The sequence below is a fragment of the candidate division WOR-3 bacterium genome (genome assembly GCA_039801245.1).
In the GTDB taxonomy this organism is placed as follows: Bacteria; Hydrothermota; Tepidihabitantia; order Tepidihabitantales; family Tepidihabitantaceae; genus JAOABP01.
On sequence record JBDRUF010000053.1, the window covers coordinates 1 to 12,402 of the forward strand.

The window sequence follows — 12,402 nt, forward strand, 5'->3', positions numbered from 1 at the left end:
TACACCAACTCATCTGGCAACCAGAAGGTCTTGCTCAGGGCATCTATTTCATCAAACTCCAACTACCTGGCTCCGCTTTCACCCAACGCTGCCTGTATTTGCAATAGTACAACGAAAGACCGAGACCTAATCTTTGGTTGCAACCACCGAGGTGTGACACTCAATATTATTTGACCTGTTGACCTGAAGGAATTCGGGGTTAATATAATTCAAATGTTTGACCTGGAGGCAAAATGAAAAGGATGATGTGCTTGTTTGTTTTCGCGCTGTCAGGCGCCATTGCCGGCTGGCTGCCATTTGAGCCAGGTGGACAGGAAAAGCCGGCAGAGTTCAAGGTAATAAGTTCAAACGAGGAGAAAACTGTTGTTGAACTCAACCTTGAAGGCATTTATGTTGACTCCATCAAGGTTGATAACCGGTTCTTTCAAACCCTGACACTTAACATCGCTGCTGGCGGTGTTCTTACCCAGGTTGGTTCACCAGAACTGCCCGTGGTTTCAAGGTTCATTGCGATTCCTGATGACAAGGATGTCTCCTTGCGGCTCATCGCCGAAGAGACGGTAACTTTGAAGGGTTTTAATATCTATCCTGCCCAGGCACCAATGCCTGAGGAGGGCGAGCCTCAGCCGTTTGTCATTGATGAGAAGCGCTATTCAACCGATGAGTTCTATCCCGATGTCTCCTGCCGGACAAGCGCGCCGATGATAATGCGGGACTTCAGGCTGGTGCAACTAATCCTGCAGCCGGTCAGGTTCAATCCGGTTTCCGGCGAACTCCAAATTGCCCGGCGCCTCCAGGTGGAACTGCGCTATGAGGGTCGGTCAAATATCAATGTCAAGTTCCGCAGGAGTCAGAAACTCTCCCGCGCCTTTGAGCCGCTTTATAAATCGTTCATCGCCAATTACCGGTTTTTAAGACCGAAGATGAGTGCGGAAAATGGCAGTTACCTGATAATCGTTTATGACAGTTTTGTTAGTGCGGTTGAACCCTTTGCCCGCTGGAAACAGCGCAAGGGCTGGCGCACAAAGGTTGTCACCACATCTCAGATTGGCGGCAACGATACCGCGCTCATCTACTCCTATATCAATAACGCCTATAACAACTGGCCCTATCCGCCCGAGTATGTCCTTCTCGTTGGTGATGCGCCCGATTATGTCCGCTGCAACCACTGGCCAGGTCATTCTGATGCATCTGACCTTTACTACTCATTGCACGAGGGCAATGACATCCTTGCCGACCTGTTCATTGCCCGCGCCTGCGTCCGCACCCGCACCGAGGCCGAGGCGGTGATGAATAAACTTTATAAATATGAGATGGCGCCTTATCTTGAAGATACCGTTTGGTTCAACAAGGTCTGTGCGGTTGCCGGGTATGAAAGCGGTAATCCCGGCAGGTTCTGGACCGTGGTACTCAGAATCCGCAACTATGTGCTGGGGAGACCCTTTACCCAGTTTGACACCCTTTTTCAGCGCTGGGGCTTGAACACCGCTCAAGCTCTGACCGACTCCCTGAATTCAGGTCGCTCCTGGATGCTCTATCGCGGGCATGGGTTGGATTCTGGCTGGGCAAATGTCAGCCCTGCATGGTACAACTCAAGGGTTTACAACCTGAACAACGGCAGGATGCTGCCAATGGTGATTGCACCCACCTGCCTTTCCGGCAACTTTGACGAACCGCACGACTGCCATGCCGAAACCTGGGTCAAGGCTGGTGAGGAAAAGGGAGGCTGCGGCTATTTTGGCTCATCTGAGGTGAGTTATTCCGGTTACAACGACTCCCTTGCTGCCGGCACATTCTTTGCCTATGCTGACAGCCTTAATTATACCTTTGCCCAGTGCACCCAGGCAGGAAAACTTTTTATGCTCCTTGCCTATCCCCTGCCCGACCAGATTAGCGAAGAGGAAATCTATATGTTCAACAACTTCGGTGAGCCGGAACTGAACATCTGGTCAAAGACACCACAGGGGCTGACTGTCAATCATCCGGCAACAGTCCTGATTGGCTCATTTCCCTTTGAAGTTGCTGTTACCGACGGCACCAACCCGGTTTTAGATGCCCAGGTGTGCGTGATGGCAAAAAATGACACCTCGGTCTATTATGTTGGTCATACCAACAGTTCTGGTGAGGTGGAGTTTACCATTCAGACAACTTTACCTGGGGATTCGCTTTATGTGACGGTAACCGGCAGAAACCTTCACCCTTATCTTGGTTCGGCAATCACGATTGCACCCAACTCCGCCTATGTCCTTTACTTGAAAAGCACGGTCAACGACTCGGCAGAAGGCAATAATGACCACATCATCAACCCTGGGGAGACCATTCAGTTGCCGGTATGGGTCAAAAACTGGGGCTCGTTAGGTGCAAACTCGGTTACCGGCAAACTGCGCACCACCGACCCGAACATCACCATTATTGACTCAATCAGACCCTTTGGCAACATCCCTGCAGGTGATTCGGCATTAACCGGCTCGGGCGGCTTTAAGTTCTCGGTCGCCCAGAACTGCCCCAATGGCTATATTCTCCGCTTCAACCTTGAATGCCGGGATGCCCTTGACTCGGTCTGGAACTCCAATATCAACCTCTGGGTGGGAACGCCGGTCTTGGTTTATGCCGGGAAAACGGTCAACGACCCACCACCCGGTGGTAACGGCAACGGCAGGCTTGACCCTAATGAAAGCGCGCAACTATTAATCACGGTTCGCAACACCGGTTTAGGAAATGGTTATGATGTCAGCGGTGTTCTGCTTTCGGGTGATTCCCGGCTCCAGGTCATTGACTCCACCAGCACCTTCGGCTTCATACCCAAGGATACAACCGGCACAAATTATCTTGACCCGTTCACTCTCGCCGCTGACGGCACAATCCCACTTGAAACCGCAATCCCCTGCACCCTCTTATTAACCGCTAACGGTGGTTACACCTGGACTTTACCCTTTGTGATTACGGTTGGTGAAATCCGTGCAATTGACCCGATTCCTGACGGTCCACGCCAGCCCGCACTCTACTGGGCTTATGATGACATTGATTCTAACTACATCCAGCATCCGGAGTTCAACTGGATAGAAATAAAAGACATCGGCACCAGGCTGGTGTATCCACAAAATGACAGCGTCAAGGTTATTCCCCTGCCTGAAGGGTTCGGACCATTACGCTTCTACGGTCAGGAATACGACTCCCTCTCCATCTCCGCTGATGGCTGGCTCTGTCCGGGCTTTTACCGCACTCCCAACTACACCAATCAGCCCCTGCCCAACTCCCAGACCCCACCCGGAGTTATCTGCGTCAACTGGGACGACCTCTATCCCGACTACAACAACACCGGCTTTGTTTATTACTATCATGACACCAGCAACCATCGCCTGATAATTGAATACGACAGCGTGTATTATTACACCCCCCGCACCCTGCGAGATAAGTTTGAGGTCATCATCTATGACACCACCATTTCCACCCCGAGTGGCGATAATCTGATAATCCTCCAGTACCTTACTGCCAACGGCTATTCAAGTTCCACAGTCGGAATTCAGGACCCGAGCCGGTCAATCGCCATTCAGTATCTCTATAACAGCAATTATCACCGCGGGGCAGCAGGAATCGTTCCTGGACGGGCAATTAAGTTCATCACCGGTGAGCCGCTGACCGGTATTGATGAAGGGGCAGAGTTCTCAAGTATCAACAGGCTTGAACTGAACCTCAATCCCAACCCGATGAAGGAAAGAGCCTGGATAAAATTTAGCCTGCCCAATCCGGCTCAGGTGAAATTGGGGGTCTTTGACATCACTGGCAGAGAGGTGCGCAATCTCCTCAATTCAAAGATGGCTCCTGCCAGATACACTTTCGTCTGGGATGGCAAGGACAATACCGGCAGAACCCTTGCTCAGGGAATATACTTCATCCGCTTAAAGACCCAAAGTAGCGGTGAGGGTGATGCCTTGATTACCAAGGCGGTGTTGATTCGTTAGGCGGTAAATCGGATGCTTTCAATCCGTCAAATGCAGGAAAAGGACCTTGACCGGGTGATGGAGATTGAACAGCACACCTTTCCCAACCCCTGGCGCCGCTCATTTTTCCTTGCCGATATCCATCGCCCTGATGCCCTCTGCATTGTTGCGGAAAATGAAAATGGTGTTGCCGGGTATCTCATCGCCTGGGGGAGGCAGGAGGTTCACATCGCCAACATAGCGGTCGCACCAGAGTTGCGAAACCAGGGGATTGGCACCGAACTGATGAAAAAGGCTCTGGAGTTCGCCCAGCACCAGCAGGCAGAAAATGTCTATCTTGAGGTCAGGGTCTCAAATACCGGGGCGCAGAGGTTCTACCGGCGCTTCGGCTTTACCCCCACCTATGTCCGCAAGGGCTATTACGAAAATGGCGAGGATGCGATTGTGATGGAGCGGGAGGTGTGATTAACTGAACCGGTTATAACAGACAATCTCCTCCAGCGCCTTGCGCGGTCTTGGCTTTGGCTCCTGTGCCGGATAGCCAACTGGGGTTAATGCAACCGGCTTCACCCCTTCAGGAATCTGAAGAACCCTCTTCACCTCTGCCTCAATGAATGCGCCAATCCAGCAGGTTCCCAGACCCTCAGCGGTAGCGGCAAGGATGATATGCTCAAGCGCAATCGTAACATCAACCTCTGCCGCAGACCAGTAACCTCCCATCCCCTTCCATGCCTCGTTTTCAATTGCGCAGGCGCAGATGACAACCGGTGCCTGGGCAATAAAAGACTGACCTCTACAGGCAGGGACAAGCTCCTGCCGGATTTTCTCATCGGTAACAACAATGAACCTCCAGGGCTGATAGTTTTTGGCCGATGGTGCCAGCCTTGCCGCCTCCAGGATGCGCATTAAAACCTCCTCGGGCACCGGGTCAGGCTTATAAGCACGAACGCTCAACCGGCGTCTGATAACATCGTAAAATTCCATCCTGCCCCCTTTCCTTCAAGAAAAGCGCCCGACGCGATTCGAACGCGTGGCCTGCAGATCCGGAGTCTGCCGCTCTATCCATCTGAGCTACGGGCGCACCGGTTAAATTTAACCGCATAAGGAGAAAAGTCAAGGCTTGGTAATCGCCTTTGTTTGCAAATGATTGCCATAACCTTATTATAAAACAATGTTAGGCACACTGGTCAATACCCTTACCGTGATTGCCGGCAGCCTCTTGGGGCTGGCTTTGCACACCCGCCTGCCCCAAAGGCTGACAAAGGTGGCATTTCAGGCAATCGGCATCTTCACCCTCTTCCTTGGCTTTTCAATGGCGCTCAGAACCGGCAAGGTCTTGATTATGATTCTTTCTATTGTCTCGGGCTCAATTATTGGTGAACTAATTGACCTTGACCGCCACCTGAACCGATTCGGCAACTGGCTGAAAATGCGCCTGAAGGTTGACTCGGGCAGGTTCACCGAAGGGATGGTAACCGCATTTCTCATTTTCTGTATGGGTTCGATGACGGTCTTGGGCGCAATTGAGGAGGGCTTGGGCAAAACCCCCAACCTTTTCTTTGCCAAGTCAATCTTGGATGGCTTTGCCGCAATCGCCTTGACCGCCGGTCTGGGCATCGGCGTGATGTTTTCCGCCCTGCCGCTCTTTATCTATCAGGCAGGATTAACCCTTTTAGCCCGGCTCTTGAACACCTTCCTGACCGATGCGATGACCAATGAACTGACCGCGGTGGGCGGGCTCATTCTCATCGGTCTGGGCATAAACCTTTTGGAGATAAAGCAACTCAAGGTCCTTAATATGCTGCCCGCGCTGGTCATCGTCGTGATTCTCGGGCTGATTTTCCTCCACTGACACTGATAACAACCTGCGGATTCTTGACTTATCAAGGCAAAAATTTAAACTAACCCTCAATGCCTAAGCGTCTCGGTTCCGGCTTAAAAAGGTTTGTGGGCGAATGGGTGCCGGTGATTATCACAGTCCTCTTAATCCGCTCATTCTTAGTTGAGGCGTTTATGGTTCCGACCGGTTCAATGGAGGACACCATTGCGATTGGCGACTTTATGCTGGTGAACAAATACACCTATGGTGTCAAACTGCCCTTCACCGACCGCACCATTATCAAAATCTCCCAACCAAAACGGGGTGACATTGTTGTCTTTCGGTTTCCGGTTGACCCGGATATGCCGGTTGACTCGCTCAAGCCCAACCGTTTTGCCCGCATCTTTCCCCAATGGCTGCCTTTGCTGCCAATCTTCTGGGACAAGGAGAAAAACTTCTTCACCTGGTATGTCCCCCGGAACTTTATCAAAAGGTGTGTGGCGGTTGCCGGTGACACGGTTGAGGTCCGCAACAAGGAACTTTTTATCAACGGCAAAAAACAGACCGAGCCCTATGTTGTCCACAAATTTTATTACAACCTGCCGCCCCTGCCTGAAGAACTCAAACCCGAGTTTCAGCGCCTCTGGGAAAAAAGGGCTTTTTACCGCTCTGACCTTTCCCCCTATGTCCGGGACAACTTCGGACCGGTTGTTGTTCCTGAGGGTCACATCTTTGCGATGGGCGACAACCGCGACAACTCTGAAGACTCCCGCTTCTGGGGACCACTGGAGTTGCGCTATGTCCGGGGCAAACCGCTTGTCCTTTACTTCTCCTCCAACGCCGCACCCAACATCGCCCGCATCATCCTTTCCCCCTGGTCAATCAGGTTCAACCGCATCGGCAGACTCGTCCGCTAAACCCTTATCCCATCCCGCCTAAAAAAGCCTCTGTTAGCCAACCTGAAAAATAACACAGGGGGTAATCCCCGGGGATGGGTCTGAAAAACTGATGGGTTCGGCTAAGTTATTTATCTCTGAAACTTAACCTGATTTTTCCCGAAATCCTCTTGTATACCTATAAGTATACAAACCCACCGACGGGCCGAAGGCTTAGAGAAAAAGACCCGGGGGATCGGAACTTCAGCCGCTCTTTAACCCAAAACACAATCTCGCTTTAAGGAAGTTTTAATTCGCAGTAAAATGTCTCGCCAATAGGACTTTCAAGTAGTGCAATCGCCAGGACATCTCTTTCTGTTTCCCTTAACAGGTAGTATTTCGCTGTCTCTTTTCCGAACTGACTTGGCAAAAGGAATTTTCTAAGCCTGTTTTGTTTAAGGTCTTTCTTGTAAAGAACGGGCTGGTTTTCTTCGGTAATCAAAGCGTAGCAGCAGTTGCTGGTGACTTGGAAATCAATAATTCGGCGCTTGAAATTGGCCTTGAATGTCTCAAGCATATATTCCAAGGGCTCTTTTGAGAAGTCAATTCTTGGGATAACCGGCGCTGGGTTTTCAAAGATTGTAATTGAATCCATGAGCGTTAAGTTCCTATCATAAATATATACATTCCCTGTATATCTATCGGTGGTATAGTATCTCTCGTTCTGAAAACGGACATAATCTTCTGAGACTAGATAGCCCAGTTTTAAATCCTCAAACTGCTTGTTCAATCTGCCTAAGAAACGGTAAAACTTGCCGGTGGTGTCAAAGACAGCAAATTGGTGCACATCTCGCTGGTAAAACTCCACAGTGAATGGGTTTGATTCCAGAGAGGCGTGGTCCTCGTCAAGCATCTCAGACCCTTGGGGCCACCCTTTTTTAAATGGAGCAAATACCAACCCGGTTTGAGGAATAATTGTTGCAATGGTATGGGAAAATTCACCCTGAACTGTGTCAGGGAGGTGGTGAAAGGAGACGCAGGTCCTTAGCTGGTTGGATAATGCTCCCTTTTTAATGAGAACCGGCTCGTTGGCATAGTAATAATTCACAGCGGTATCATTATCTACCACTTCAATCTCCATCCGCATATTAGGCAGAGAAGCGGTAATCAAGAGTGTGGAGTCGTCAGAAAACCGATGGCTGAAGTACATCGGGTTTATCATATTCATCTGTTTTAACATTAAAATTACCTCGGGAGGAAGATTGATGAACCGCTGTTCTTCCCCTGAATCGGGATAAAGCACATTGAGTAACCGCCCAGTGGTTAAGTCAAAAATGTAAATGAAGTAGGTCATATGGTCCATTAGGGCAAGTTGAGTCCCGGAGGGGTTAATGCTAATATAGTAGGTGATAGAAAGTGGATACTCCTCAGTATCATAAAGTTTAACGCGTCTATTAAATATCGGTTTATACCGTTCATACCTTTCGTGAGGCTTTAATGCCGCCGCTTTAGATATTCTTTCCCCTCTCGGTTTGGAAAAATCACTAATAAATGAGGCTACGGTTGATGAATCGATATCGGCTAATAATGCGTAGGATGCGAGCAATTCACCAGTGGAGAGAGCGAACTTGGTGACAAAAGGAACCTCAAGAATACCCACGGAAAACCCAAATGAGTTTAAGAAATTTTCCCCTACCACCCTCTGGTAATCAGCAGCAAAATTTCTCCTCGCCAAATACTTTTCTGCTGCCCGTTTTTTATTACTCACCGCCAAGAGAATTATATCTTGCTTTACACCCTGTTTTCGCAAGTAATAGATAAACGGATTGATTGCGCCCTCCACCCTTGCTGCAATCATCGGCGGGACAACAAATACATAAACTGTATCTGATTTATATGGGATATTAAGACCCTCGAAGAAATGCCGAACCTCCCTATTAGTGCCTTCAATCTGAGACATCTGGTGGAGTTGCATTTCTCTTGGTATTTGGGCTAAGGCAAATGAAAATAGCAGCATTAGGAGGGGAAGCATTTCCCTTCCCCTCCCCGACATTGATGTGAGGTGCATCGGTTCTATTCTATCGGCTCTATGGTTTCTATCGGCAGGTCGGCACCGGAAATTTCGGTAACTTCAGGAGGAATTGGCTCTGAGAAAATAACTCTGTATTTGTATGAGGTTAGGGGGTCTTCGGCTATTCCTTCTATGGGGTTTGTGCTTTCTATCGTTATACTAAAGCAAGTAGCAGGGGATGGATTCGGGCAGATTGCGGGAGGATTTATTCTAATTCCTCCGTAACCAGTAACCCTAATCGTAATTTTCATCCCATCGGCGGTGAGAGGAAACGAGAGGCACATAAGAACCAGAGCGAAGCCAATCGTGGCTCTGCGGTTCACCGTGCGGAATCGCAATGTCCTCACCATCTTTTACTCCTTTCGCAGTCGGGTTTACTATCTGCGACTGCGACTTAATTATAATCTCTCTCTCTCTCTCTCTCTTGTCAAGAAAAACTTTATTGGATTTTTACCGGCGCAGGGATGACTTGGAGAAAAGCGCGGAGGGAATCAGGACATTGAATTTGACATCCTCAATGATAAACTCGGTGCCTTCACCCAATTTCAGCATATCCTTAAAGCGTGCCCTTGTTACCACCCAGCGCTCATCAATACGCTTCAACTCCAAAACCTCGGCGGTCTTGAGCAGTTTGCCGCCTTTGGCATAACGCTCCTCCTTCAGGATTAAATACCGCTCCTGGTCAATCCAGACCCGGCGTAAGGGATAGGCAACCTCACTTGAACGCGCCTTGAGTTCCACAACCCAGACCGGTCTTGAGCTGACCGAATCCGCACCAATCGTCGTGGCGTTATACAGATTGCCCAGTCTCGGGTCCTCCATCATATCCTCATAGGAAAGGTCTGAACCGGAAACCGACTGGCGCAGCATATGCCCGGAGATTCTGATTGTCCGGTCAGACTCTGGGGTGTAAATCCAGAGGTCCTTGCCTAACTTGAGCATCTTTGTCCCCTTTTCCCTTTCCGGTGCCAGGTATTCAACAAACGAACTGTCCGCACCCTTGACATAGGACTTCACCTTTACCGACCTCGCACCCCTTCTCGTGGCGATACGCATCTCCACCACCGCAACCCTTGTTTCTGCGCCGATATTCTCATCCACCCTTTTCAAGAGCAGATTGCCATCAGGGAGTTCTGCTCCGAGAATGGTTAAAAGAAAAATTAGGCTCATTCTGATAACTCCTTTGTCAGTTCTGCGGTTTGCCGCCGGAAAATCCCCAGTCCGGAAATGGCGCTGCCCAAAAATGTGGCAATAAGACCGGGCAGAAACCCGATAATAAAACTCTGGGGTGCAATCCGGGCGCGGATAACATCGTCAATTACCATTGTGGCATTCTTCATCATATCGCCGATGTTAAGCCCGTGCCTTTGCAGATAGTAACCGAACCCGAGCCCGATTAATGTGCCGGCAATAGAACCGACCAGACCGACAAAGAACGCCTCAATAAGCAGGGAAAGATATATCCGGTGTTTCGGTTCGCCCATCGCCATCCTGATGCCGATTTCACCATAACGGCGCAGGGAGTTCATCAAACCCGCATTCCAGAGCACAACCGCCATTGCGACAATAAAAATGGTAAGAATCAGACCGGTGGCAGAAAAGATGATGTCAATAAGTGAACCAAAGCCGCTGGCATCGCGCAACGGCTGCATCATCGGCGCAAAGTCGCCCTCATCTTTTATTCGCGCGTTAAAACCTTTCGCAAGTTGAACCGCGCGCCGGTCATCATAAACAAGGCTGGAGAAAAACCCCACAATTTCGCTCGCCGCATCCTCCATATCCAACACCTGCCTGATATCAGCAATTTCGCAAATCATCATCCCCCGGTCAAGCGCAGTTGCACCGAACCTGACCAAACCGGCAAGGTAAAAGTCGCTGATTGCCATTGCGCCGTTCATTGTTACGGAAATAAGTGTAACCCGGTCACCTAACTTAATGCCAAGCCTTCGGGCAAGCTCCTCGCTCAAGAGAATCTCCTTTGGCTTTTCGGGCAGATGACCCTGAACCAGCGACCTTTTCAGCCTTAAAAGGTTCGGCTCCGGACTGGTATCCGCAAGGTCAACCGCCAGACCGGAAATCGGCACCTGCAATTTTGTGCTGCCTGAGGAGTCGGGCACATCCAAAAGACCACCAAAACGAACCCTTTCCAGCCAGGTGATATCAGGATAGGTCTTTTTCAGTTCTCCCTTAATGATACTAATATCTGTCAGGGCAAGCTCATTACCAGCGCTTGGACCTTCCTTTGCCCTTGCCCTGGTTGTCACCAAGAGATGCCCGGAAATGAAACGGGCGGTGGTGTCAAAGATGCTGTCCTGAGCCCCACGCAGATAGGCATCGCCAAAGACCGCGAGCGCCACACCAATCGCCACGGTCAGAAAAGGGAAAAGGCTGCGGCTGCGGTCACGCAAAAGACCCTTGATGATAAAGCCGGTCATAATGACTTTCCTCTTAAGGCATCGGTCGGCTTGAGACGGGCGATTCTGCGCGTCGGCAGCCAGGAGACAAATGTGGCGGCAACAAGTACCAAAAGGGTTGTGCCGACAACCAAGCCTGATGAGTAGGCAGGATAAAGCCTTTCTTCAAGGGCAAATCCCCAGCTGCTGCCACCAGGCATAGCGATACCGTTGGCATTCAGATAAGCAAAGAGCGGAATGCCATAGATGGCACCAAGAACCGCTGCCAGGACACCGTAAAATGCACCCTCAATGGTGAAGAGAAAAATCACCTGGGCACGGGTCATACCCAATGCAATGAGCATGCCAATCTCCCTTTTCCTGCGGAAGATGGAAAAGACCTGGGTGTCAAAGATGGCAAGCATCGCCAAGAGAAAGAGGACGATAAAGAAGATTGACTGTCCGACCGTCTTCATCTTAACCATCTGGCGCAGGTCCCTAAGCAAAAACTCGGGCGGGCGAAAGGTCCAACCCGGCACGACAATATCATTGGTAAATCCCTTTTTTACCGTTATCACCGTTGCCCGATTTTTTAGACCGGTTAACTCCCAAAGCCGGCCAAGTGGAACCCAGACCTGACCTTCATCAACCGTTCCCACACTCGTTGCCATAATTTTGACCACCTTTGCCTCGCGGGCATCAAACGCACCAAGGGCATCCCGCCATTGAACAGTGATATAATCATCAACATCAACACCTGCGCTTTTTGCCATCCGCGCGCCCAAAAGAACCGGCATTTCCTCAAGGGTGTCATCAAGCGGCTGGGTTGGCAAGGAAAGCACCTTTTGCCCAGGGATAATCCCCTTGATTTGCACCGGCAGCATCCTCCCGCGGGAATAGACGCTTCCGGGGATTATCAAAATGGGCACGGCAACACCATTGGCAATCAGTTTCTTTAGTTCTTCTGGGATTTCTGAATGGGCATCTTGAAGTGTCAATGGGTCATAGGGGTCGTAATCCTTCTGCCAGAACTGCCCGCCACCAACCTCAAACTGGATTGATGCGTTCTCTGCCTGTCGGTTCACCCCTTGCAAAAGACCCTGACCGAAGATTATCGCCACAAACGCCAAAGACAAAGCAAAACTATTAAGCCAGGTTCTGATACCTGCCCCGCGCAGATTACGCCATGCCAGTTTAAAAAGGGTCATTTTTCCTCCGGCTGGTCAACTTTCTCATCAATGAGAACCCTGCCATCAACCAATTTTATCCGGCGCCGGAGGTATTTAATCACCTTTTCATCGTG

The 12,402-nt window shown here is 50.1% G+C and carries 10 protein-coding genes and 1 tRNA gene; 4 read left to right on the forward strand and 7 right to left on the reverse strand.

Translation table 11 applies throughout. From position 1 onward, the window contains the following. Nucleotides 1-251: 251 nt before the first annotated feature. Both ABIK47_07190 and rimI read left to right on the forward strand, forming a co-directional pair. Nucleotides 252-3,962 carry a C25 family cysteine peptidase gene (locus ABIK47_07190; protein MEO0020402.1) on the forward strand — a complete coding sequence of 1,237 codons (3,711 nt, stop codon included), beginning with the start codon at nt 252-254 and terminating at the stop codon, nt 3,960-3,962. Nucleotides 3,963-3,974: 12 nt separating this feature from the next. Continuing rightward, nucleotides 3,975-4,406 carry a ribosomal protein S18-alanine N-acetyltransferase gene (gene rimI / locus ABIK47_07195; protein ID MEO0020403.1) on the forward strand — a complete coding sequence of 144 codons (432 nt, stop codon included), beginning with the start codon at nt 3,975-3,977 and terminating at the stop codon, nt 4,404-4,406. Here the strand turns inward: rimI and ABIK47_07200 are convergent, their stop codons facing one another. Both ABIK47_07200 and ABIK47_07205 read right to left on the reverse strand, forming a co-directional pair. Further along, nucleotides 4,407-4,925 carry a nitroreductase family protein gene (locus tag ABIK47_07200; protein ID MEO0020404.1) on the reverse strand — a complete coding sequence of 173 codons (519 nt, stop codon included), beginning with the start codon at nt 4,923-4,925 and terminating at the stop codon, nt 4,407-4,409. It lies immediately after the preceding gene. Between the two features lie 23 nt (nt 4,926-4,948). Beyond that, nucleotides 4,949-5,022, reverse strand: a tRNA-Arg gene (locus ABIK47_07205). Between the two features lie 90 nt (nt 5,023-5,112). On the opposite strand from ABIK47_07205, the gene ABIK47_07210 reads away from it, so the two are divergent. Further along, nucleotides 5,113-5,793: a DUF554 domain-containing protein gene (locus ABIK47_07210; protein MEO0020405.1), complete on the forward strand. Its 681-nt coding sequence runs from the start codon at nt 5,113-5,115 to the stop codon at nt 5,791-5,793. A 59-nt stretch (nt 5,794-5,852) separates the two neighbouring features. Further along, on the forward strand, nt 5,853-6,677 hold the full coding sequence (gene lepB / locus ABIK47_07215) for a signal peptidase I (GenBank protein MEO0020406.1): 825 nt from the start codon (nt 5,853-5,855) through the stop codon (nt 6,675-6,677). A gap of 256 nt (nt 6,678-6,933) precedes the next feature. On the opposite strand, the gene ABIK47_07220 is transcribed toward lepB, so the two are convergent. The 5 genes from ABIK47_07220 to ABIK47_07240 all read right to left on the reverse strand — a co-directional run bounded on the left by ABIK47_07220 (nt 6,934) and on the right by ABIK47_07240 (nt 12,307). After that, nucleotides 6,934-8,667 carry a hypothetical protein gene (locus tag ABIK47_07220; protein MEO0020407.1) on the reverse strand — a complete coding sequence of 578 codons (1,734 nt, stop codon included), beginning with the start codon at nt 8,665-8,667 and terminating at the stop codon, nt 6,934-6,936. A 41-nt stretch (nt 8,668-8,708) separates the two neighbouring features. Continuing rightward, entirely contained in the window at nt 8,709-9,056 is a 348-nt protein-coding gene (locus tag ABIK47_07225; protein MEO0020408.1) for a hypothetical protein, read from the reverse strand. Nucleotides 9,057-9,156: 100 nt separating this feature from the next. Beyond that, the gene (locus ABIK47_07230; protein ID MEO0020409.1) at nt 9,157-9,876 is read right to left on the reverse strand and encodes an outer membrane lipoprotein-sorting protein; all 720 of its coding nucleotides are present in this window, start codon (nt 9,874-9,876) and stop codon (nt 9,157-9,159) included. Continuing rightward, the gene (locus ABIK47_07235) at nt 9,873-11,141 is read right to left on the reverse strand and encodes an FtsX-like permease family protein (GenBank protein ID MEO0020410.1); all 1,269 of its coding nucleotides are present in this window, start codon (nt 11,139-11,141) and stop codon (nt 9,873-9,875) included. Before ABIK47_07235 ends, ABIK47_07230 begins: the two co-directional genes overlap by 4 nt. After that, nucleotides 11,138-12,307: an FtsX-like permease family protein gene (locus ABIK47_07240; protein ID MEO0020411.1), complete on the reverse strand. Its 1,170-nt coding sequence runs from the start codon at nt 12,305-12,307 to the stop codon at nt 11,138-11,140. Before ABIK47_07240 ends, ABIK47_07235 begins: the two co-directional genes overlap by 4 nt. Between the last annotated feature and the right edge of the window lie 95 nt (nt 12,308-12,402).

Coding starts and splice junctions, on each gene's coding strand:
- rimI (MEO0020403.1), top strand. CDS start 3,975: ATGCTTTCAATCCGTCAAATGCAGGAAAAGGACCTTGACCGGGTGATG.
- ABIK47_07200 (MEO0020404.1), bottom strand. CDS start 4,925: ATGGAATTTTACGATGTTATCAGACGCCGGTTGAGCGTTCGTGCTTAT.
- ABIK47_07210 (MEO0020405.1), top strand. CDS start 5,113: ATGTTAGGCACACTGGTCAATACCCTTACCGTGATTGCCGGCAGCCTC.
- lepB (MEO0020406.1), top strand. CDS start 5,853: ATGCCTAAGCGTCTCGGTTCCGGCTTAAAAAGGTTTGTGGGCGAATGG.
- ABIK47_07220 (MEO0020407.1), bottom strand. CDS start 8,667: ATGCTTCCCCTCCTAATGCTGCTATTTTCATTTGCCTTAGCCCAAATA.
- ABIK47_07225 (MEO0020408.1), bottom strand. CDS start 9,056: ATGGTGAGGACATTGCGATTCCGCACGGTGAACCGCAGAGCCACGATT.
- ABIK47_07230 (MEO0020409.1), bottom strand. CDS start 9,876: ATGAGCCTAATTTTTCTTTTAACCATTCTCGGAGCAGAACTCCCTGAT.
- ABIK47_07235 (MEO0020410.1), bottom strand. CDS start 11,141: ATGACCGGCTTTATCATCAAGGGTCTTTTGCGTGACCGCAGCCGCAGC.
- ABIK47_07240 (MEO0020411.1), bottom strand. CDS start 12,307: ATGACCCTTTTTAAACTGGCATGGCGTAATCTGCGCGGGGCAGGTATC.